Here is a 22,855-nt window from a genome sequence, read left to right as displayed (position 1 = left end):
CTTATTCATACGTTCCTTTTTTTATAAAACCGCTGTCATCTTTTAAAATTTCACCCTTTGCAACGACAAATTTAATCTCAAATTTATCATCTATTAGCAAAATATCTGCATCGTAATTTTCTTTTATCTCGCCTTTTTTATTTTGCAAGGCCACACTTCTTGCCACGTTTGTCGTAAAATATGGCAACGCCTCCTCGATACTAAAACTATCTTTTACAAAATTTATAAACTCTTCATATAGGCTCTTAACGCTAGCGATGCCTATTTTTAGTAAATTTCCGTCGCTATCATAGCTAGAGTAGCTACCAAAGCCGTCTGAGCTAATGGTTATCTTATTTGTCGGTAAATTTTCTTTTTTGATGCGCTTTACAGCTTCAAGTGGCGTAAGTCCTGGCATGCAGGTAAAGTCGATATACCCGCCATCTTTTATAAATTTAAAGCTTTGTTTAAAAAGCTCCTCGTTTCTATTTACGTGCGTTGGCTGAAATAGTGTGATCGGCATGTCATACTCATTTAGCACTTCGTAGATCAAATTTAAGCCCTTTTTGCCATCACCCATGTGAAGGGTGGTGTGGCCTGACTTTGAGCTGATCATACCAGCCACCCTGCCAGCGGAGACTATGTGAGCGAGCTCATCTTTGCTTACACTTGATGAGCGGTGGTCGCTTATGGCTAGCTTGGTGCCGATTATCGGATCAACAAAGACAATATCTTTTTCGATCTCGCCAGTTATGGTTGGCGTTTTAGAGCTGTATGCGCCGGTGTGGGCGTAGCATGTGATGCCCTCGTCGTTTAGCGCGTGTGCTTTTGCGACTAAATTTTCAACGCTTCTTGTCGTGCTGTCAGTTCCAAGTAAGCCAACAGCCGTCGTTATGCCAGCTTCTATTAAATTTGATAGCATGATCTCAGGCACCCTAGTCTTAAAGCCACCCTCGCCACCGCCTCCAGTGATATGCACGTGCTTATCAATGAGACCTGGTATCGCCGTGAAATTTGAAGCGTCGATCACCTTTACATTTGGTAAATTTGGCTCTAAATTTTCGGCTATGCAGATGATCTTGCCATTACATATAAATATATCTTTTTTGCCAATAAATTTTGGCGAGTAAATTTTGACGTTTTTTATAAGTATCATTTGGCGTCCTTGTTTATCTTAGCTATGCCGATGCCTGTGAGTGCTAAAATGATAGCAAAGACAACGCCCATGTAGTTTAGTATCGCCCATGGCAAATACTCTACCGTTGGCACACCAAGTGTGGCTGTCATATATGCGCCAGCTGCTGACCAAGGTATGAGTGGGACGATCACGGTGCCAGAGTCCTCAAGCGTTCTTGAGAGGTTTTTGGCTGCTAAATTTTTCTCTTTGTAGAAATCTTTAAACATCTCGCCAGGGATGAGGATAGAAAGATATGAGCTACCTGTGACAAATGCGACAGTTAGGCATGAGCCGATAGTTGAGATGATGACGCCTGCTGTTGATTTGACCTTCGCCATGATAGTGTGGAGCACCTTTGTAAGCATGCCAGTTTTTGAGATGATACCTGCAAAGCCCATAGCGCAGATAACTAGGATAGTGGTTGAATTTACCGAGCTCACGCCGCCTCTATTTAAAAGCTTGGTGATATCTTTTGAAAACTCCATATTAATGCCGCTCATCGTGACGTTAAAGCCAGTCATCACTGAGATAAAACCATTTTTAAAGCTAAAATCTTGAACTATAACACCAAGAAGCACTGAAAATAGCGAGGCTATGATCATGACAGGTATCGTTGGCCACTTTAGCACCGAGCCAGCCAAGACAAAAAGCACAGGCAAAAGCAAGATGATGTTCCAGTGAAAAATTTTATCAAGCTGACCTTGAAGTGCCAAAACCGACTCTGAAACATTTGCACCACTGCTTGCTGCCTCGCTACCAAAGAATAGATAAGCCGCTATCGCAACGATAGTTGCTGGGATAGTCGTATAAAACATATGTCTGATGTGCTCATAAAGCTCTGAGCCAGCAGCTATCGGAGCTAGGTTTGTCGTGTCTGAGAGCGGGGAGAGCTTATCGCCAAAGTATGCTCCTGCGACTACCGCACCAGCAGTTGCTGCTAAATTTACATCAAGACCTTGAGCTATGCCCATGATGGCAACACCGACTGTGCCAGCAGAACCCCAAGATGTGCCAGTTACGGTTGAGATGATAGCTGCGATGATAAAAGCAGTTAGGACTAGATACTGCGGACTTATAAGATCCACGCCGTAGTAGATGATCATAGGGATGGTGCCTGAAAATACCCACGAGCCAATGAGCAGACCGACTGCCCAAAGTATCATAAGAGCAGGCAGTGAGCTAGAAATTTTCTCTATCACCCCTTCTTGAAGCTCGCTCCAACTATATCCTAGTCTCCAAGCGATGCCACCAGCCACAAGGGCTGCTATCAAAATGATCGGCTCAACCTTTAGTTTCATATAACCAACACCAAGCGCAAGACCTACGATCATAACCAAGATAGGCGTAAGGGCTAGCAGAAACGAAGGCTCTTTTTTTATAGAGTTCATCATGTGTCCTTTAAATTTGAGATATCTTTGAATTTAAAGGCTAGAAACTTAAATTGTTATAAAAAAATAAAATAAATTTAAATTTTAAACAAAACGTGTGAAAATTTAGCACATCTAATATGTGCTAAATTTAGATCAGTCTTGTTTGATAGCGTATTTGCCACTACCAGTCGAGATGATGCAAAGTGACATAGCGATATAAAGATATATAAGCTCTGCTTTAAAGCCATTTACATTAGTTAGCTCAAGTAAATTTGATAAACCAAAATATGAATACAAAATGACAAGACTAGAGCCAAAAACTAGGAGCGCGCCAAGCCTTGAGTAAAAGCCAACAGCGATCATAATAGGGGCCAAAACCTCGCTAAGATAGGCAAAATATGCCAGAAAACTAGGTAGCCCAGCATCAACCAAAATGCTCTTTACACCGCCGACTCCGTGTAGAATTTTGCCAAAGCCATGCATAAAAAGGCAAATTCCAAGGCCTAAGCGCAGAAATAAAAGTCCAAGATCGACATTTTTCATAATATCTCCGTTACATATTTTTAGTTATGGATTTTATTTAATATTGATTAACGGCTTGTAAATTTTGAAATTTTGCAAATTTAAGTGGATAAATTTATGAGAGGTTTAAGCCCCAGATGCGGGGCTTAATATATTAGTTTTCTTTGATCTTTATCTTTTTATCTTTGTAAAAACCAGTACCAACTGGGATCATACGTCCAAGGATGACGTTCTCTTTTAGATCTTCAAGATAGTCAAATTTAGCAGCGATTGAGGCTTCTGTTAAGACCTTAGTTGTCTCTTGGAATGACGCAGCAGAGATCACACTATCACTTCCGATAGCCGCTCTTGTAACACCAAGAAGGATCGGCTCAGCGATAGCTGGCTCGCCACCCATTTTCATGATGCGCTCGTTCTCTTCTTTAAATTTGTTTCTTGAAACCATGTCGCCAACGATGAAATTTGTATTTCCGCTATCGACGATTTTGACTTGGCGAAGCATTTGAGAGACGATAATCTCGATGTGCTTATCAGCGATCGCAACACCTTGGCGACGATAAACTTGCTGAATTTCACTGATCAAATAGTAGTGAAGTGCCTTTTCACCAAGAATTCTTAAGATATCATGGCTTGAGATAAGTCCGTCTGTTAGTTTCTCGCCAGCATGGACAAATTCGCCGTCTCTTACTTGGATCTGGCGGCTCTTCTCTATCAAATACTCAGCTGTCGTGCCATCTTCTGCTTGGATGATGATGCGCTCTTTTGAGCGAAGCGGCTTGTCAAATCTAACAACACCGTCGATCTCTGCAACGATAGCTGTATTTTTAGGGCGTCTTGCTTCAAATAGCTCACTAACTCTTGGAAGACCACCGGTGATATCTTTTGACTTAGCAACAGCTTTTGGTGTTTTAGCTAAGATGTCAGCTTGAGCTACTTCATCGCCACTTGAAACAAAGATAGCAGTTTTTGGATCAAGTGGATACTTGATCAAATGTCCGCTCTTTGTAGTGATAATGATCGCTGGTTTTACGCCACTTGGCAAGTACTCATTGATAACAAGACGTCTTTGGCCAGTTGCCTCGTCAGCTTGCTCAGTCGCACTATATCCTGGCTCGACATCTTCAAAGCTAACCACACCAGCCTCTTCTGCGATAGTTGGAGTTGAGTATGGATCCCACTCAGCGATTATTAGTTTGTCATCTTTTTCAGGTAGTGAGACTACTGTCGCTCTTTCTACCGCATCATTATCTGATACTTGGATGATAGAATTTCTTGGGATGTAGTGGCGAACTGCCTCACGTCCGTCCTTGTCAGAAACGACAACAAAGAAGCCTTTTTCAGTTACTTTGTGACCTTTTTTGATATCTTTTAGTCTATCAAGGAAGTCACCTTTTAGTATGAAAAATTTAACCACACCATTTGCATCTGCTGTGATCTTTCTAGTTACTGGATCGCCGTCTGAAATTTTAAGCTCACTAGCATAAGGGATACGATTTGGAACGTTCCAGCCCTCTTTGATTATCTCAACGATACTCTCATTCTCTTTTACCTTGTCGCCATTTGCATAAGGGATATACATCTTGCCTTCGATCTTACCGCTAACGCCAGCTAGTTCGTTTGGCTTAGCAAGGTCGTTTCTTCTGATTGTATATTTAACCTCTTCTTTTTTGCCCTTGATAACGATATTTACATCTTCGTGAGCATATTCGATCTCGATTTTACCATCGATTGTTGATTTTATCTTTGGCTCAACAAGTAGTACAGCTGCACTTCTTCTGTTTGCAACGATCTTTTTGCCGTTGTTCTCGTATGTGCTAAGGTTGTAATATCTAATAAAGCCCTCTTTTTGAGCGATGACTTGGCGATCCTGTTGCTCAGTAGAAGCCGTACCACCGATGTGGAATGTTCTTAGCGTTAGCTGAGTGCCTGGCTCACCGATTGATTGAGCCGAGATGATACCGACAGCCTCGCCTGGTTTTACAAGTTTGCCCTCACCCAAATTTAATCCATAACATTTTGCACAAACGCCCTTTGGCGCCTTGCACGTGATAGGTGTTCTAATGCTTACTGATTTTATGCCAGCTTCTGTTATAGCCTTAGCTTTCTCTTCATCAAGCAATGTGCCTTCACTAAATAAAATTTCATTTGTTATAGGATCGATCACATCATCTGCTAAAACACGGCCCAAGACTCTCTCTTCAAGGCTCTCTATTAGCTCGCCGCTCTCTGTGATATCTGTGATCTCAACGCCCTCGTGCGTACCGCAATCATGCATCGTGACTTTAACGTTTTGAGCAACGTCGATTAGCTTTCTTGTTAAGTAACCAGCGTTGGCAGTTTTTAGCGCGGTATCTGCAAGACCCTTTCTAGCTCCGTGGGTAGAGTTGAAGTACTCCATTATGTTTAGACCTTCACGGAAGTTTGAAATGATCGGTGTTTCGATGATCGAGCCGTCAGGTTTTGCCATAAGACCACGCATACCAGCTAGCTGACGAATTTGCGCAGCACTACCTCTCGCACCTGAGTCTGCCATCATATAAATTGAGTTAAATCCGCCTTTATCATTTTGGATAAGCTTCATCATCTCGCTTGCAACGCTGTTGTTTGTATCTGTCCAGATATCGATGATCTTGTTGTATCTCTCGCTATCTGTTAAAAGACCAGCGCCGTATTGCTTTTGAATTTCACGAACTTTTTTCTTAGCTTCATCGATATATTTTTGCTTGCTATCTGGCACGATGATGTCTGCAATAGAGATAGAAATTCCCGCTTTTGTAGCATATCTAAAGCCTAAATTTTTAAGCTTATCAAGGAAGTCAGCCGTTACTTCAAGGCCGCCATTTCTATAAACATAATCAACCAAATTTGCAATATCTTTTTTCTTCATGATCTTATTCCACATATTATCAGGAACAAAATCAGGTAGTATCGCTCTTAAAATCAAACGACCAGCTGTTGTGAAGATGATCTTATTATCGACCATTGTCTTAATTTTTGCGTGAAGACCAAGAGTATTAGCCTCTTCAGCGATCATTACTTCATCAACACTTGAGAAAATTTTATTTGCACCTTTTTCGTCATTTCTCTCTAAGCTTAAATAATAAATTCCTAAAACCATATCTTGTGAAGGGACTGTGATAGCCTTACCACTTGCAGGAAGCAAGATGTTCATTGAACTAAGCATCAAAATTTTACACTCTGCTATAGCCTCTTGAGATAGTGGCACGTGAACAGCCATTTGGTCGCCGTCGAAGTCCGCGTTGAACGCCGCACAAACTAGTGGGTGAAGCTGGATCGCCTTACCTTCAACAAGCACTGGGTGAAACGCCTGGATAGAGAGCTTGTGAAGTGTCGGAGCACGGTTTAGCATAACTGGATAGTCTTTAACGACCTCTTCTAAGCACTCCCAAACCTCATTTGTCTTATCTTCTATCATCTTTTTAGCTTGCTTAACGGTTGTCGCATAGCCTTTTTCTTCAAGGCGAGCAAGCAAATGTGGCTTAAATAGCTCTAAAGCCATCTTCTTTGGAAGACCGCACTGATCCATTTTTAGCTTTGGACCAACGACGATAACAGAACGTCCAGAGAAATCAACACGCTTACCTAGCAAATTCTGACGGAAGCGGCCTTGCTTACCTTTGATAATCTCGCTTAGTGATTTTAGTGGGCGTTTATTTGCACCTTTTACCGCATTTGCTCTACGGCCATTGTCAAAAAGCGCATCAACAGCCTCTTGAAGCATTCTCTTTTCGTTTCTAATAATGATCTCAGGCGCATCAAGCTCAAGTAGGCGTTTTAGACGGCTATTTCTATTTATTACACGGCGATATAGATCATTTACGTCTGAAACAGCAAATTTACCGCCATCAAGATTAACAAGCGGTCTAAGGTCAGGTGGAAGAACTGGTAAATTTGTTATCATCATCCACTCTGGACGGTTGCCTGAATTTAAAAAGCTCTCGATAACCTTTAGACGTTTTACGATAGTTTTTTTCTTGGCCTCAGAATTTGTAGCCTCCATCTCTTCTTGTAGCTGATTTAAAATTTGAGTTAAATCAAGCTCAGCTAGCATATCATAGATGACCTCGCCACCCATTCTAGCACTAAAGCCAGTTTCTTCATATCTTGAAGCTAGGCTTTGATATTGCTCCTCGTTTAAAACGTCATACTTTTCAACTTTTTTAGAATTTTCATTGTCATAATAAGCCTCACCAGCATTATCAACAATGTATGCCTCATAGTAAAGCACGCGCTCGAGGTCTTTCATCTTGATACCAAGAAGCGCACCTATACGGCTTGGCAAGAAATTTACATACCAGATGTGAGCCACTGGAGTTACAAGCTCTATGTGACCCATGCGAGAGCGACGAACCTTAGATGTTGTTACTTCAACGCCGCACTTTTCACACTTGATACCTTTATAGCGCATCTTTTTATATTTACCGCAAAGGCACTCATAGTCGCGGATCGGTCCGAAAATTTTGGCACAAAACAGACCGTCACGCTCAGGTTTTAGCGTGCGGTAATTGATAGTTTCTGGTTTTTTAACCTCGCCATAACTCCAAGACTTGATCTTCTCAGGACTTGCTAAACGAAGTTGAAAAGCTTCAAAATCACGAGGTCTATGCTCTTCTTTTATCTCAACTGGTTTTAAATTAGTTAGTTTCATTTGTCTCATCCTCATCATATACTTCCACATCAAGAGCTAGTGATTTTAGCTCGTTTGTTAGAACAAAGAACGTCTCAGGGATGCCAGTCTCAGGAACGTTTTCACCTCTTGTTAAAGCTTTGTAAGCAGAAAGTCTTCCCTCAACATCGTCTGATTTTACAGTTAGCATCTCTCTTAGTGTATGAGCAGCACCATAAGCCTCAAGTGCCCAAACCTCCATCTCACCAAACCTTTGACCACCAAATAGCGCCTTACCGCCGACAGGTTGTTGTGTAACAAGGCTGTATGGTCCAGTACTTCTTGCGTGAACTTTTTCATCAACCAAGTGGTGAAGTTTTAGCATATACATACAACCAACATTAACGCGTTCTCTTATCTTTGAGCCTGTACGTCCGTCATATAGCTCAGTTTTACCGTCACTATCTATCTTTGCCATCTCAAATAGTTTTGCAAATTCGTCAGCTTTAACGCCTTCAAAAATCGGAGTTGCAAATCTTACACCATTGCTCCAATCTTTTGCATACTCAAGAAGCTTCTCATCACTCATCTTACCAAGAGCTTTTTTAGCGTCCATTAGCTTAGCAACGCTTGCGATCTCTATCATCTTAGCTCTTAGCTCTTTTATCCACTCGCCTTTTTTGGTCTCAAAAATTTCATTGATCTGCTCGCCCAAGCGGTAACCAACAAGACCAAGGTGGCTCTCTAAAATTTGACCGATGTTCATACGGCTTGGAACGCCTAGTGGGTTTAGCACGATATCAACGATCTGACCGCTTGGAAGATACGGCATATCGACTTCTCTAACTATATTTGAAACGATACCTTTGTTTCCGTGACGTCCAGCCATTTTGTCACCAACTTTTAGTTTGCGTTTTGTAGCTATATAAACTTTTACAAGTTTTACAACGCCACTTGGCAAAATGTCATCTTTTTCTAAAATTTCTATCTTAGCGTCGTGCTCTTCTTTGAGCTTTTTCTTCTCATTTTGGAAGTAATTTTTTAGCTCGTCATATTTCTTTTGGATATCTTTTGAAAAGCTCTTTACGATAGCATTTAGAGTAAATCTATTGATATTCTCAAAGTCAGCTTTGTTGATCTTTGAGCCTTTTTTATACTCTTTTTTATTTACCTCTTGATCGCTCGCTAGTGGGTTTTTAGAAAGAAGCGCTGTAACTTTTAGCATCTCTTCGCGGTCTAGCATAAGCAATCTATCGTGGTGCTCTTTTTCTAAAAGTGTCTTCTCCTCTTCATAAGCTTTGTTTGTTCTGCTATCTTTTTCATAGCCTTTTTTAGTGAAAATTTTAACATCAACAACAACGCCTTCCATCGAAGCTGAAGCGTAGAGTGATTTATTTACCACGTGACCAGCTTTTTCACCAAAGATCGCACGCAAAAGTCTTTCTTCCGGAGTTGGCTTAACCTCGCCTTTTGGAGATACCTTACCAACAAGGATCATACCAGGCTTGATCTCTGTACCGATTTTAACGATACCGCTTTCGTCAAGGTGCATAAGCTCCTCTTCTTTGACGTTTGGTATATCTTTTGTTATCTCTTCAACGCCGTCTTTTAGCTCACGAGCCTCGATCTCTTTTTCATAGATATGAACACTTGTAAAGGCATCTTCACGTATCATTTTTTCGCTAATAACGATCGCATCCTCATAGTTGTAGCCATTCCAAGGCATAAATGCGATTAGTGCGTTTTTACCAATAGCTAGCTCACCCTTTTCCATGCTAGGACCATCGGCTATGATTTGATTAGCCTTGATCTCATCGCCTTTTTTAACGATTGGATGTTGTGAAAATGTCGTATTTTGGTTTGTTCTTAAATTTTTCTCTAAAGAGTAGTGATCGATATATGGACCAGCTTCATCTTCACCAAGGATAAAAATGTTTTTATTATCAACCTTTTCAACTACGCCGCCACGTTTTGCCTTAACGCTCTCCCAAGCATCTCTTGCGATAACACTCTCCATGCCTGTTCCAACGATAGGAGCAGTTGAACGAAGTAGTGGCACCGCTTGACGCTGCATGTTTGAGCCCATAAGTGCACGGTTAGCGTCGTCGTGCTCTAAGAATGGGATAAGCGAAGCTGCAACACCAGCTATCATACCAGAGCAAAGGTCGATCAAGGTAACATCTTCTCTACGAGCAAGCATCATCTCGCCCTCTTTTCTAACCTCGATCAAATCCTCAACGATATGTCCATTTTCATCAAGCTTAGTTGATGCTGGAGCTATAACATTACCCTCTTCTTGCGTCGCTGTTAGATAGACTATCTCATCAGTCACTTTGCCATCGACGACCTTTTTATAAGGCGCCTCAACAAAGCCAAGGTCATTTACTTTTGCATAAGTTGAAAGAGTGTTTATAAGACCGATATTTTGACCTTCTGGGGTCTCAACCGGACAAATTCTGCCGTAGTGAGTTGGGTGAACGTCACGCACCTCAAATCCAGCACGCTCTTTTACCAAGCCGCCCTCGCCAAGTGCAGAAAGACGACGCTTGTGTGTAACCTCACTAAGTGGGTTTGTCTGATCCATAAACTGGCTTAACTGACCGCCTGTGAAAAATTCCATGATTGTTGCCGTGATCATTTTTGGATTAATAAGATCATAAGGCATGATCTCATCAGTATTGTTGCTTAGACTTGTAAATTTATCACGGATAGCCTTTTGCATCTTAACAAAACCAAGGTGAAGTTCGCTAGCAAGTAGCTCGCCAATCGATCTTATACGGCGGTTACCAAGGTGATCACGGTCATCAATGTGACCTTGTCCATTTTTAACTTTTATAAGATACTTTGCAGTTTTAATAATATCTTCACTAGTTAGCACAGTAACATACTCTGGCACATCAAGTGAGAGCTTGTGGTTCATCTTCATACGACCAACTTTTGTTAGGTCATATCTTTCAGGATTAAACAATATATCATTTACAAAGCTTTTTGCAGCCTCTTTAACTACCGGCTCACCAGGTCTCATAACCTTGTAAATTCTAATAGCAGCAAGGTCATTTTCATCATCAACGCCCTCAGTTTGTTTTAAAACCTTAAGCATATCATTATCAGCTATAAATGAATTTATGATAGCGTCATCAACGCCAGCAGCAGAGTTGTTTATAATATCAATACTTTCATGCTCAGCTAAAATTTTTGCAAGTTTATTCTCATCAAGAGCAGATAGTGTGTCATATAAAATTTCGCCGCTTTCTGTGTTTATCACAGGGTTTGCCAAATATCTACCTATAAGTGCTTCTATCGGATACTCAACAAATTTAACGCCATCTTCGATTAATTTATCAGCTTTTTTCTTTGTTAAGCGCTTGCCAGCTTGGTGAAGAATCTCTCCATCTTCATTTTTTATATCATACTCAACTCTTCCTAGATAATCCTCTGGATTGAAAAGAGTTAAAAATTTATTATTTTTAATAACTAAATTTTGTATCGGATAAAATAGCTTAATAATGTCTTGTTTTTTATATCCTAATGCCCTAAACAAGATAGTTACAGGCACTTTTCTGCGCTTATTTATCCTAACATATAAAATATCTTTTGTATCATATTCAAAGTGTAACCAAGAGCCACGATCTGGGATTATTTGAGCTGTATAGATAAGTTTATTTGCAACAGTCGCACTCTCCTCTTGTTTAAAGATAACACCAGGGCTTCTATGAAGTTGATTGACAACAACACGCTCAACACCATTTATAATAAATGAAATTCTATCTGTCATCAACGGAATTTCACGTATGAAAATTTCTTGCTCTTTTATATCTTTAACGCCAACTTTATCACCAGTCTTATCATCTTTTTCATGCACGATAAGGCGTATTTTCATTTTTAAATTTACAGAGTATGTAAGACCTCTTTCTATACACTCTCTGATTGTATATTTTGGTTTTCCAATCTCTGAGCTAACATATTCTAAAGTCAAACGATTTTGCGGATCATGTATAGGGAAAATCGACTTAAAAACTTTTTCGATACCGCTTTCTGTCTGATTGTTATTTAGATTTAAAAAATTATCAAAGCTCTTTTTTTGTAGTTGTAGTAGGTTCGGAACGTCTATCTCTTTAACGACATTAGAGAAGTCAACTCTAAGACGATTTCCTGAGTATAAGCTATTTAACATTGCATCTACCTCGTGGTAATTTTGAAAGAAAAGTATAGCCTTTTACAAGGCATCTAAAATTTAAAAAAGAGAGAGCCTCTGCCCTCTCTTGAAATATTAAGCCTAAATAATAAAAAATTATTTAAGTTCAACCTTGGCACCAGCCTCTTCAAGCTCTTTTTTAGCTGCTTCAGCTTCGTCTTTGCTAACGCCTTCTTTAAGAACAGATGGAGTTCCTTCAACTGCGTCTTTAGCCTCTTTAAGACCAAGACCAGTAAGTGCTCTAACAACCTTAATAACATTGATTTTCTTATCACCAGAATCAACCAAAACAATGTTAAATTCTGTTTTTTCTTCAGCAGCAGCTGCACCGCCTGCAGCAACTGTACCGCCAGCTACCATTACAGGAGCTGCGCTAACACCAAATTTCTCTTCAAACTCTTTTACAAGTTCGCTAAGCTCAAGTACAGAAAGATTAGATATAAACTCTAATACGTCTTCTTTTGTAATTGCCATTTTTTATCCTTATTATTTTTTAATTTTAATTAAGCTGATTGTTCTTTTTTCTCTTTAAGCGCATTCAAACCAATTGTGAAATTTTGAATTGGCGCATTCCAAACTTGCAAAAGCATCGCAATAAGCTCATCACGGCTAGGCATTTTAGATAGAGCTTTAACTTTATCAACGCTTGCAACTTCGCCATCAATATAAGCTGTTTTAATTTTGAAAAGATCAGCATTAGACTCTTCAAATTTTGCGGCTACTTTAGTTACTGCTAATTGATCTTCACTCCAAAGATAGATATTTGTATCTTTAAGTTCCATTCCGACTTTATCAGAATTTTTAAGAGCAATATTTGCAAGAGTATTTTTAATAACTTGAACTTTTACATTTTGTTCTTTAGCAGAATTTCTTAAAACTTCAAGTTTTTTAACTGAAAGACCACGGTAGTCACAAACTACAATAGCTTCAGCAGTTTTAAATTCACTCTCTAATTTTGCAACAACTTCAGTTTTTTCGTTACGTGTCACTTTTTCTCCTTTCCGACCGGTAATTTCAAGCAGAGCGGGTCGAATCAATTAAGCCCAATGGCCTCGGCTATCTCCAATCTAAGATATAAATTTCTCTAAATTCTTATTTTAAATCCATAACTTCTTGAGTATCAAGAGTTACAGAAGGGCTCATTGTTAAAGACAATGAAGCATTTTTTACATATCTACCTTTTGCAGTCGCAGGTTTATGCTTATTAATAGCTTTAATAAATGTTGAAATATTTTCATTTAATTGCTCTTTAGTAAAATTGACCTTACCAAGACCTGCATGTATATTTCCTTGCTTATCAACACGGAAATTTACTTGTCCACTTTTTGCGTTATTAACAGCTTGTGCAACATCCATTGTAACTGTTCCAGTTTTTGGATTTGGCATTAAACCTTTAGGTCCTAAAATTCTACCAACTTTACCTACAAGACCCATTAAATTTGGAGTAGCTATAAGAACATCAAAGTTCATTATACCTTTTTGGATATCCTCAACTAGATCATCGGCACCAACTATGTCAGCACCAGCAGCTTTTGCCTCATCAGCTTTAGCATCTTTTGCTATAACAGCAACTCTTACAACTTTGCCTGTACCAGCTGGTAAAACAACAGAACCGCGAACCATTTGATCTGCATGTCTTGGATCAACATTTAATTTTAATGCAATCTCAACTGTCTCATTAAATTTAGCAGAAGCTAGAGTTTTAACTGTATCGATAGCCTCGCTAAGGTTATAAATTTTATCTTGCTCTACTTTTTTGAGCAATTCTTGAAATCTCTTACTAGTTTTTCCCATAAATTTCTCCGCATATAAATTGCTTCCGTCTTTTGAAAATCAACCTGACGGTAAAGGTTTTAGTCTACTACTTCGACACCCATTGAACGAGCTGAACCAGCGATAATCTTAGCTGCTTGCTCTTTATCATTTGTATTCAAATCAACAAGTTTTTTCTCAACAATTTCTAAAACTTGAGCTTTTGTTAATTTACCTACTTTATTTTTTAAAGGATTATCTGTTCCTTTTGTTATACCCGCAGCCTTCTTAATAAGATCTGTAGCAGGTGGTTGCTTTGTGATAAATGTAAAACTTTTATCCGCATAAACTGTTATAACAACTGGGATATTAAATCCAACCATATCTTTTGTTTTTTCATTAAAGGCTTTACAAAATTCCATAATATTAACGCCCTTTTGTCCTAATGCTGGACCAACTGGCGGGCTAGGATTTGCTTTTGTTGCGGCAATTTGTAATTTTATTTCACCTATAACTTTTTTAGCCATTTCTTGCTCCTTAAATTATCTTCTCAACTTGTGAATACAAAATATCAACAGGGGTACTTCTACCAAAAATAGAAACATTGAGTCTAAGCTTACCATGTATCATATCGTATTCTTCAACGATACCTGTAAAGTTAGCAAAAGGACCTTCTGTTATGCGAACGCTTTCACCATCCTCAAAAAATATTTTAGGTTTTGGTGCCGCTCTTTTTTGAACTTTCTCCAAGATAGTATTTATATCTTTTTCAGTCAATGGTGTAGGCTTTTTAGCCTCACCGATAAAACGTCCAACCTTTGGCAAAGACTGAATCTTATGCCAAAGAGCTGTATCAAGATCTAAACATGCAAAAGCATATCCAGGATAAAGAGTTCTTTCATTAATTTTTTGCTTACCGTTTTTTATCTCTATTACGTCTTCTGTAGGAACTATAACTTCTTTTAGTTGATCTTCAATACCGTGATCTCTAACTAAATTTTCAATTCCTCTTTTTACTGCCATTTCGCTACCAGCGTAAGTTTGTATAGCATACCATTTATGTGACATTATTTTTCCTTACTCTATATAACTTTAGAAAGAACAAAGGACATAATAACATCAACAAGAGCTAAAAAAAGTGAAACAACAGCGACCACGATAAAAACTGCAATAAAAGCATTTCTAATTTGTTCTTTAGTAGGAAAGATAACTTTCATTATTTCCAATTTAGATAGCTTTATATAATTTATAAATTTTTCCATAATCTTAACCTTAATTGTGGCAGGGCAAGAGGGATTCGAACCCCCAACCATTGGATTTGGAATCCAGCGCTCTACCGTTGGAGCTATTGCCCTAATAGCTACTTATTCTTAATTAGCTTTTTAACTTAACTTCTTTATGAACAGTATGTTTTTTTAATCTTGGGCAATATTTTTTGAGCTCAACCTTATCTGTAGTGGTTTTGCTGTTTTTTGTAGTAGTATAATTGATATCACCACACTCAGAGCATTTTAAACCGATTTTAATTCTCATATATATTCCTTATAGAAAGCCAAAGGGTTTCCCCTTTGGCATAATTTTATAAATTAACCAAGTATTTTTGAAACAACACCTGAACCAACAGTTCTACCACCTTCACGGATAGCAAAACGAGTACCTTCCTCAAGTGCAACTGGAGCGATAAGCTCAACAGAAATTCTTACGTTATCGCCTGGCATAACCATCTCTGTACCTTCTGGCAATGTAATAGAACCAGTAACGTCAGTTGTTCTTACATAGAATTGTGGTCTATAGTTGTTAAAGAAAGGAGTGTGGCGACCGCCCTCTTCTTTAGTTAGAATATAAACCTCACCCTCAAATTTTGTGTGAGGAGTAATTGATTTAGGTTTGCAAAGAACCATACCACGTTCAACGTCTTCTTTTTTAGTACCACGAAGAAGAACACCAACGTTATCGCCAGCTTCACCTTGATCCATCTCTTTTCTAAACATCTCAACACCAGTAACTGTTGTTGTTTGTGTAGGTTTGATACCAACGATTTCTATTGTGTCACCAACCTTAACAACACCTTTCTCAATTCTACCTGTTACAACTGTACCACGACCTGAAATTGAGAAAACATCTTCGATTGGCATAAGAAGATCTTTATCTGTAGCACGAACTGGAGTTGGGATATAGCTATCAACCGCATCCATTAGTTCCATAATTTTTGCTGACCATTCGCCATCTTGACCAGCTTTAGCCTCTTCAAGAGCTTTAAGTGCTGAACCAGAAACTATCGGAGTATCATCACCTGGAAAGTTGTACTCGTTAAGTAGTTCGCGAATTTCCATTTCAACTAGTTCAAGTAACTCAGCATCATCAACCATATCTGCTTTGTTCATGAAAACAACGATATAAGGAACACCAACTTGGCGAGATAGCAAGATGTGCTCTCTTGTTTGTGGCATTGGGCCGTCTGCTGCAGAAACAACTAGAATAGCACCGTCCATTTGAGCAGCACCTGTAATCATGTTTTTTACATAGTCGGCGTGGCCTGGGCAGTCAACGTGAGCATAGTGACGTTTCTCTGTCTCATACTCAATGTGTGAAGTAGCAATTGTAATACCACGCTCTTTCTCTTCTGGAGCATTATCAATATTATCATAATCTTTTAGCTCAGCAAGACCTTTGCGTGAAAGAACAGCAGATATTGCAGCTGTTAAAGTAGTTTTACCATGGTCAACGTGACCGATAGTGCCTATGTTTACGTGTGGCTTGTTGCGTGAAAATTTTTCTTTAGCCATCTTTTCCTCCGTTATGATATGTGTCTTTATCTAATTCAAATTCGTATAGTAATATAAAATCATATAAACCAGTGGAGCTCATAGCGGGACTTGAACCCGCGACCTCTTCCTTACCAAGGAAGTGCTCTACCTCTGAGCCATATGAGCGAAAAACGCTTGGCTGAGATGATTTTAATCAACATACAAACAACTAAAAATTCATGAAAATAAAGATGGAATAACTGTGTTTAGTAAAATCTAGATACAGCTCCCAGTTTACTTTCCCAAATTTTGGAGCGGGAAACGGGGCTCGAACCCGCGACCCTCAGCTTGGAAGGCTGATGCTCTAGCCAACTGAGCTACTCCCGCATAACAATGGTGGTGAGACGTGGATTCGAACCACGGAAGACATAGTCAGCAGATTTACAGTCTGCCCTCGTTGGCCGCTTGAGTATCTCACCTTAAACATTAATAAGTTATTTTGGTATTTTCTGGTCAAACACTGTTACAAAATGGAGCTGGTGAACGGACTTGAACCGCCGACCCACTGCTTACAAGGCAGTAGCTCTACCAACTGAGCTACACCAGCACCTGTTTTGTGAAGTGGCAATTATAGCCCAAAATAAAATAAAAGTCAAGGAGATTTTGAAAAATATTTTATCTAATTTTTTTTGTAATTAAAACCTATAAATTTTATAAAAAATTTTAAAAATACCTGCTAGACTGAGCCACTTTTACCAAAAATCGAAGATAAATTTTACATATATAAAATTTCATATTTTCATAGTTTTATTTTTTTTAAAAGCTAAAATTTCTATAATTACGAAAAATTACAAAGGATTTAATATGCAATTTTTACCTTGGGCGGTAATTTTACTGCTAATTTACGTGATCTACTTCTTGATGATCCGCTATGAAAAAAAGATAGCGACGCTAAGTAAGATGATCGAGCAAAACAGTGATGGCATCAAAGAAAATAGAGACCTTATAGGTCAAAACAGATCACTAATCGAGAAAAATAAACACAACATTGAGAAAAATACCAAAGATATTACAACAAATGTTGAAAAAATAGACATCGACTTGGAAGATTAATTCTTCCAAAATTTCTCTTCTTTTTCTTTTTTTATCAAATTTTCGTAAGTTTGCATTCTTATATTTACTGGCTCTAAATTTATGCCATCTTTTTTTATCTTAAAATATTTTCCATCCATCAAACAATACTCTGGCACAAGGTCATAACGCTTCGAAAGTGGCAAAACTCTAAAGCTTAGATTATCTAGTATCAAAGGCTCTTTGTGTAAATTTTCCCAAACAGCTAGCACCATATGATATTTTTTCGTATTTTTTTCCTGAACGACTAGAAGGCATTTTTGATTATCTACACCAAGATCTTTTAGGCTATCACGCTTTGATATCGCATACTCTTCGCAGTCTCCACCACCTCGCCTTAAAAACTCGCTCCTAGTACTCCACACATCGACATTTGTATTGTAAAAATCATCATATCTTGGCATTAAGGAATTTAAGTATGAATTTATGAGTTCTAGCTTTCTTATAAAGCTTTCGTGTTCTATTTTTTTCATAAAATTTGCATAGTGATTTAGGATATTTTTGCAAATTTGATTTTTACATTGAGATATATTTTTTGGGGAAATTTCAAAATTATTTGCAAAAAGAGAAGAGACAAAAAAAAGAAGCAAAATTTTACGCATGTAGCTGCTTCATCAAAAGTACAAGACCTATTCTATCTTTCACATTTAGTTTGCTATAAATCGACGTGGTGTGCGCCTTTACTGTCCTTAAAGTAATGCCTGTTTGCTCTGAAATTTCATTGTTTGTTAGACCTTGGTAGATTAAGTTTGCGATCTCTTTTTCGCGTGAACTAAGCTCGCTTAGATCAGACTTTTTCTCCAAAGTTTCACTTTCATTATTTATATATGAGCCAGTTAGCTCTCCGATCATCGCTTGGATAAATTCTGGATAAAGCCAAACTTTGCCATTTAAAATCGTCTCAAAGGCATCTTCAAAGTGAGTTTTTCTCATGTGTGAGTTTGCATATCCTTTGACGCCAAGAGCTAGCAGATGTTTGCCTTCACTAAATTTTGGTTCGTTTGCAAGGATTAGACATTTTATATTTGGAAAAGTTTCATGAATGGTTTTAATATTTTCATCAAGGCTATCTTTAAAAGCATTTGTATCGATACCGACGATATCAACCTCGTCGTTTAAATTTGCAAAAAAATCCTTTTTGTTGTGAGTAAATTTTACATCTTCATCTGAAAAATACCCTCGCCAAAGATTATTAAGCGAACCATTTTGAGTAAAAAAAACCACATTCATAATCATATTTCCTTATATCACATATAGGTTTGCTCGTAAATTTTTGACTCATTTACGAAAACGATCAAGTAGCGTTCCTTGCCACTATTTGCCTCAAATTTATAACTAAAAGTGGATAAAAATTTCTCAACCACTTCTTTGTCTTCTTTTAAAAAGATACTCATCTCAAAACAACCATTTGATATAGCATATCTATATGGCACGCTAAGAGATAGTAAATTTAGATCAAAGTCCAAGCTATCGCTGCTTTCATCGTAGCCACTAATTGATATTTTGATGCTGCTTACTAGCTCATCCTCTATCTTTAGCCCAGCTAAGCTGATGTGCTCTTCTCTTTTTAAATTTATCATCTCATCAAAGCTTTTTTCACAGTCTTTAAAGAGAAATTTAACGACCCCTCTTCCGATTAGATCGCATATTTTGCCATCATTTACAATGACAAATTCCTCAGCCAACTTTGCTCTTGAAATTTGATATTCGCTAAAATTTTGCTCAAAGCTAGCCGACTTTTGCATTATCGCTCCGTTAAAGCGTTTTGTTTTGCTTTTAAGATAGGTTTTAACAGATAGTCAAGTATCGTCTTTTTACCAGTGATGATATCAGCTGAAACTATCATACCAACCTTGATCCTAAGTGGCTTCTCTTCGCTACCAAGATAGTTTTTCTCAGTTTCTATCCTGACTAGATAGTAGCTCTCGCCTGTTTTTTCATTTGTCTCGGTATCGGCACTGATCTGTGTTACTTTGCCTTTTAAGCCGCCATAAATACTAAAATCATACGCCGTAAATTTAACCATCGTATCAAGTCCAGGTCTCAAGAACGCAACGTCAGCTGGCTTAACCTTTACCTCAGCGATGAGCTTATCTTCTAGTGGGACGATCTCAGCGATATTTTCACCTGGTTTGATAACGCCTGAGACGGTATGCACCATCATCTTACTAACGATACCATTTACCGGAGATCTTACATAAGTTCTTTCAACCCTGTCGCTTAGGCTGATTTGCGACTCGTTTATCCTTGCGATCTCAGCAGAGACTTCGTTTAGCTCTTTTTTTGCATTATTTTTAAACGCCAGCTTTGCCTCTTCTATCTTATTTTTCGCCTCTTTTATGGTTGATTCGACCCTTGGCACGGCAAGCACAGATGCGTCAAGCTCGCCCTTTAGGTCATTTACACGTCTTTGAAGCTGGATATACTCGACCTCACTAACAAGACCTTTTTTAAAGATAGGCTCCATGATCGCTTTTTCTTTTAAAACAAGGTTATAGCTATTTTGAGTTTGAGAAATTTTATTTCTAAGCTCGGTTAGCTCACTTTGGCGCTGGTGAATTTGCTCTGTTAAAATTCCTATTTGCTCGTTTAGGTGATCGATGTTTGAGTTATGCAAGCTTATCTCGTATCTTACAGCTTTGCTATTGTTCGCATCTCTTGTTTCGTTGTAGTCAAATTCTTTATCATTTGCCTCAGCATCAAGCCTCATAAATTTAGCCTGAAGCTCATCAAGTCTTAGTTTTGACTCGCCGTAGCTACTTGTAAAATTTTTATTATCAAGCCTGATGAGGATCTGATCTTTTTTAACCTCATCGCCCTCTTTTACAAAAATTTGATCTACGATACCGCCCTCAAGGTTTTGTATCGCTTGGTTTTTACCTGATGGGATGATCTTGCCGCTACCTCTTGTTATCTCGTCTATCTGTGCCCACGAAGCCCATAAAAGTAGCCAAAATACAGTTATACTAACTGCATAAAGTATCTTTTTTGAGGTTGATGGAGCCTTTGCCAAAACCGCTTCTGAGAGGCTTGACATAAATTTTAAGTCATAGGCATCGTAGTTTTTAGCTTGGATGTTTGACTTGATGCCATCTACGCTATTTAAAATTTGATCTCCAGCACTCTCTTGCTCTTTTATGTCGCTTTTTTGAACCGGCTTTTCGTCTGACTTTAAATTTTCATTTTGTTGATTTTTTATATCTTCTTGCATAATCACTTCCCACTAAGTCTAGCTAAAACTTCGTCTCTTGGACCATCTAGTAAAATTTTGCCGTTATCCATCACTATGAGCCTATCTACAAGATCGAGCATTGATGTTCTATGAGTTACTAAAATCATAGTTTTATTTACGGTATTTACCTTTAAATTTGCTTTTAGCTTGCTCTCAACTGTATTATCAAGCGAATTTGTAGGCTCGTCAAGCAAGATGATAGGACTATCAAGCAAAAATGCCCTAGCCACGGCTATACTTTGACGCTGACCGCCGCTAATGCCATCGCCTCTTTCAAAGACAGGCATATCAAAACCAAGCGGGTGAGCATTGACATACTCGTCTACGCCACTCACTTTTGCAGCCTTGATGATCTGCATATCATCAACGTATGGAGCTTTTTGAACGATATTTTCTCTAACCGTTCCCTTAAATAGCACAACATCTTGTGGCACGTAGCCGATATTTCTTCTAAGATCAGCTGGGTCTATTTGATTTATATCGATACCATCAATTAGCACTGAGCCTTCAGTCGGTGCGTAAAGGCCTAGGATTATCTTTTGCAAGGTTGTCTTACCAGAGCCATTTCTACCGATGATGCCTACTTTCTCACCCGGTTGAATGACAAAATTTATCCTATCAAGTGAGCCTTTTGTGGTGTCTGGATAAGTAAAGCTAACGTTTTTAAACTCTATCTTGCCATCAAAAGAATTTCTTCTAACAAATTTCTTGCCCTCAGGTCTTTCAACTGGCATCTGCATGATCTTGCTAAGGCTTTGGTAAGCTGTCTTTGTCTGCTCGAAATTTGCAGCTAGTGAGGCTACTTGACCCATAGGGGCGATCGCACGAGAGCTAAGCATAACAGCAGCGATCAAACCACCCATAGTAAGGTGCGTATCTTGTATCATATAAACACCAAGAACGATGATAGCGATAGTGTTTAGCTGAACCAAAAATGAAGTCACGGTTGTGATTGAAGTAGTGATGATCTTTGACTTGATACTTCTGTTTGCTATCTCGCCAGTCGCCTCCTCCCAGTTCCACTGCACGTGACCGCTAGCACCAAGAGTTTTAATGGTCTCCAAGCTACTAAGGCTCTCTATCAAAATTCCATTTTTCATAGCTGAAGCTTCAAATGTGCTCTTGATCGCATTTTGAAGCGGATCTTTTATAAAAAATGTGTAGCACAAAATAGCTATCATAATAACGATAGGCACAAGCACAAGGTAGCTTCCTATAAAGTAGGTAACTATCAAGAAGATTAACGCAAATGGCAGATCCACAATGGCAGCAAGCGACGCAGATGAGAAGAAATTTCTAACTGTGTCAAATTCTTTCAAGTTGCTAGCAAATGAACCAACAGATTTTGGTTTGTTGCTAAATTTCATATCCATGACGCGCTCAAAGAGGATTGAGCTCATGATGATATCACTCTTCTTGCCTGCGATCTCAAGAAAATATGAACGAACAAATTTTAAAAATAGATCGATGCCATAAACGACGCTCACGCCAAGCGCTAGAACCCAAAGTGTCTCAACTGCGTTATTTGGCACAACGCGGTCATAGACGTTCATCGTAAAGAGCGGGCTTGCAAGGACAAATAAGTTTATGATAAAGCTTGCTATCACGACGTCAAAGTAAATTTTCTTAGAGCGCTTTAAAGTGCCCCAAAACCAGTGATCATTGCCAGCGTCAATAAGCTTTGTCGAGCTTGTATCTTCTGGGACAAATTCGCGTTTTAGATAGTAAGCATAGCCTAGATACTCATCTTTTAGCTTGCTTGTTTCTATCGTGCTAGTGCCAGTTGAAAGATCAGGCGTGATGATGTTTGCCATCTTTTTGTCTTCACTGAAAGATTGCAGGATGCAAGCTTTTTTGCCTCTAAGCATCAAAATACAAGGCAAAACTAAAGGCGAAATTTGATCAAGATCTTTTCTGACAAGCGTCGATGCAAAGCCAGCACGTGAAGCTGCACGAGAAAATAAAGACTTCGAGCTCTTTAGTGAAAAAAGCTCGATCTCTTCGCCATCTTTTACAGGCAGACCGATAGTCAAAGCATCGGCACTATATGGGTTATTGTGAAGTTTGGTAAAGATCACCAAACATTGAAGCAGTTCGTCTTTTATCTTATCGCTATGCATCTA

Annotated in this window: 19 protein-coding genes and 5 tRNA genes; 1 reads left to right on the top strand and 23 read right to left on the bottom strand. The window is 38.7% G+C overall.

Going from position 1 to position 22,855, the window contains the following annotated elements; all coding sequences use genetic code 11:
• Nucleotide 1: 1 nt before the first annotated feature.
• From iadA to MTT09_RS03945, 18 genes are all read right to left on the bottom strand, one after another.
• Nucleotides 2-1,135: a beta-aspartyl-peptidase gene (gene iadA, locus MTT09_RS04030; protein WP_429802678.1), complete on the bottom strand. Its 1,134-nt coding sequence runs from the start codon at nucleotides 1,133-1,135 to the stop codon at nucleotides 2-4.
• A complete protein-coding gene (nhaC, locus tag MTT09_RS04025) occupies nucleotides 1,132-2,544 on the bottom strand; it encodes a Na+/H+ antiporter NhaC (RefSeq protein ID WP_429802676.1) in 1,413 nt (470 codons plus the stop codon). The genes iadA and nhaC overlap by 4 nt, the downstream gene beginning before the upstream one ends.
• 135 nt (nucleotides 2,545-2,679) lie before the next feature.
• Nucleotides 2,680-3,069 (bottom strand): DoxX family protein, encoded by a 390-nt coding sequence (locus MTT09_RS04020; RefSeq protein WP_009294512.1) that lies wholly within the window; start codon nucleotides 3,067-3,069, stop codon nucleotides 2,680-2,682.
• Between the two features lie 133 nt (nucleotides 3,070-3,202).
• Nucleotides 3,203-7,717, bottom strand: coding sequence for a DNA-directed RNA polymerase subunit beta' (gene rpoC / locus MTT09_RS04015; protein ID WP_429802674.1), 4,515 nt, complete (start codon nucleotides 7,715-7,717; stop codon nucleotides 3,203-3,205).
• A complete protein-coding gene (gene rpoB / locus MTT09_RS04010) occupies nucleotides 7,704-11,849 on the bottom strand; it encodes a DNA-directed RNA polymerase subunit beta (protein ID WP_429802672.1) in 4,146 nt (1,381 codons plus the stop codon). The genes rpoC and rpoB overlap by 14 nt, the downstream gene beginning before the upstream one ends.
• Before the next feature lie 117 nt (nucleotides 11,850-11,966).
• Nucleotides 11,967-12,344 (bottom strand): 50S ribosomal protein L7/L12, encoded by a 378-nt coding sequence (gene rplL, locus MTT09_RS04005; RefSeq protein ID WP_429802670.1) that lies wholly within the window; start codon nucleotides 12,342-12,344, stop codon nucleotides 11,967-11,969.
• Nucleotides 12,345-12,373: 29 nt separating this feature from the next.
• The gene (gene rplJ / locus MTT09_RS04000; protein ID WP_021090459.1) at nucleotides 12,374-12,859 is read right to left on the bottom strand and encodes a 50S ribosomal protein L10; all 486 of its coding nucleotides are present in this window, start codon (nucleotides 12,857-12,859) and stop codon (nucleotides 12,374-12,376) included.
• A gap of 103 nt (nucleotides 12,860-12,962) precedes the next feature.
• The gene (gene rplA, locus MTT09_RS03995; protein WP_002941167.1) at nucleotides 12,963-13,664 is read right to left on the bottom strand and encodes a 50S ribosomal protein L1; all 702 of its coding nucleotides are present in this window, start codon (nucleotides 13,662-13,664) and stop codon (nucleotides 12,963-12,965) included.
• 59 nt (nucleotides 13,665-13,723) lie between these two features.
• The gene (gene rplK / locus MTT09_RS03990; RefSeq protein ID WP_002941145.1) at nucleotides 13,724-14,149 is read right to left on the bottom strand and encodes a 50S ribosomal protein L11; all 426 of its coding nucleotides are present in this window, start codon (nucleotides 14,147-14,149) and stop codon (nucleotides 13,724-13,726) included.
• Nucleotides 14,150-14,159: 10 nt separating this feature from the next.
• Nucleotides 14,160-14,693, bottom strand: a complete 534-nt coding sequence (gene nusG, locus MTT09_RS03985; protein WP_180385147.1) for a transcription termination/antitermination protein NusG — start codon at nucleotides 14,691-14,693, stop codon at nucleotides 14,160-14,162.
• 11 nt (nucleotides 14,694-14,704) lie between these two features.
• Nucleotides 14,705-14,884, bottom strand: a complete 180-nt coding sequence (secE, locus tag MTT09_RS03980) for a preprotein translocase subunit SecE (protein WP_002941070.1) — start codon at nucleotides 14,882-14,884, stop codon at nucleotides 14,705-14,707.
• Nucleotides 14,885-14,901: 17 nt separating this feature from the next.
• Nucleotides 14,902-14,977 (bottom strand) — tRNA-Trp (locus MTT09_RS03975).
• A gap of 19 nt (nucleotides 14,978-14,996) precedes the next feature.
• The gene (gene rpmG, locus MTT09_RS03970; protein WP_002941157.1) at nucleotides 14,997-15,155 is read right to left on the bottom strand and encodes a 50S ribosomal protein L33; all 159 of its coding nucleotides are present in this window, start codon (nucleotides 15,153-15,155) and stop codon (nucleotides 14,997-14,999) included.
• A 53-nt stretch (nucleotides 15,156-15,208) separates the two neighbouring features.
• A complete protein-coding gene (tuf, locus tag MTT09_RS03965) occupies nucleotides 15,209-16,408 on the bottom strand; it encodes an elongation factor Tu (RefSeq protein WP_002941132.1) in 1,200 nt (399 codons plus the stop codon).
• 72 nt (nucleotides 16,409-16,480) lie between these two features.
• Nucleotides 16,481-16,555 (bottom strand) — tRNA-Thr (locus MTT09_RS03960).
• Nucleotides 16,556-16,679: 124 nt separating this feature from the next.
• Nucleotides 16,680-16,756 (bottom strand) — tRNA-Gly (locus tag MTT09_RS03955).
• 7 nt (nucleotides 16,757-16,763) lie between these two features.
• Nucleotides 16,764-16,848 (bottom strand) — tRNA-Tyr (locus MTT09_RS03950).
• 52 nt (nucleotides 16,849-16,900) lie between these two features.
• Nucleotides 16,901-16,976: transfer RNA gene (locus tag MTT09_RS03945), tRNA-Thr, on the bottom strand.
• A gap of 257 nt (nucleotides 16,977-17,233) precedes the next feature.
• On the opposite strand from MTT09_RS03945, the gene MTT09_RS03940 reads away from it, so the two are divergent.
• Complete coding sequence (locus MTT09_RS03940; RefSeq protein ID WP_002941090.1) at nucleotides 17,234-17,482, top strand: hypothetical protein; 249 nt, start codon at nucleotides 17,234-17,236, stop codon at nucleotides 17,480-17,482.
• Here MTT09_RS03940 and MTT09_RS03935 read toward each other — a convergent pair.
• The 5 genes from MTT09_RS03935 to MTT09_RS03915 all read right to left on the bottom strand — a co-directional run bounded on the left by MTT09_RS03935 (nucleotide 17,479) and on the right by MTT09_RS03915 (nucleotide 22,852).
• Entirely contained in the window at nucleotides 17,479-17,973 is a 495-nt protein-coding gene (locus MTT09_RS03935; RefSeq protein WP_223228736.1) for a transglutaminase-like cysteine peptidase, read from the bottom strand. The genes MTT09_RS03940 and MTT09_RS03935 overlap by 4 nt on opposite strands.
• Before the next feature lie 121 nt (nucleotides 17,974-18,094).
• The gene (locus tag MTT09_RS03930; RefSeq protein WP_103631272.1) at nucleotides 18,095-18,730 is read right to left on the bottom strand and encodes a response regulator transcription factor; all 636 of its coding nucleotides are present in this window, start codon (nucleotides 18,728-18,730) and stop codon (nucleotides 18,095-18,097) included.
• Nucleotides 18,731-18,747: 17 nt separating this feature from the next.
• Nucleotides 18,748-19,245, bottom strand: a complete 498-nt coding sequence (locus MTT09_RS03925; protein ID WP_429802667.1) for a DUF5416 family protein — start codon at nucleotides 19,243-19,245, stop codon at nucleotides 18,748-18,750.
• Complete coding sequence (locus MTT09_RS03920; protein ID WP_107714439.1) at nucleotides 19,245-20,711, bottom strand: HlyD family type I secretion periplasmic adaptor subunit; 1,467 nt, start codon at nucleotides 20,709-20,711, stop codon at nucleotides 19,245-19,247. The genes MTT09_RS03925 and MTT09_RS03920 overlap by 1 nt, the downstream gene beginning before the upstream one ends.
• A gap of 2 nt (nucleotides 20,712-20,713) precedes the next feature.
• Nucleotides 20,714-22,852, bottom strand: a complete 2,139-nt coding sequence (locus MTT09_RS03915) for a type I secretion system permease/ATPase (RefSeq protein ID WP_021085509.1) — start codon at nucleotides 22,850-22,852, stop codon at nucleotides 20,714-20,716.
• Nucleotides 22,853-22,855 lie beyond the last annotated feature (3 nt).

The sequence above is a fragment of the Campylobacter concisus genome (genome assembly GCF_050447505.1).
Classification (GTDB): domain Bacteria; phylum Campylobacterota; class Campylobacteria; order Campylobacterales; family Campylobacteraceae; genus Campylobacter_A; species Campylobacter_A concisus_BP.
This window is presented reverse-complemented; position numbering and strand designations above follow the sequence as displayed.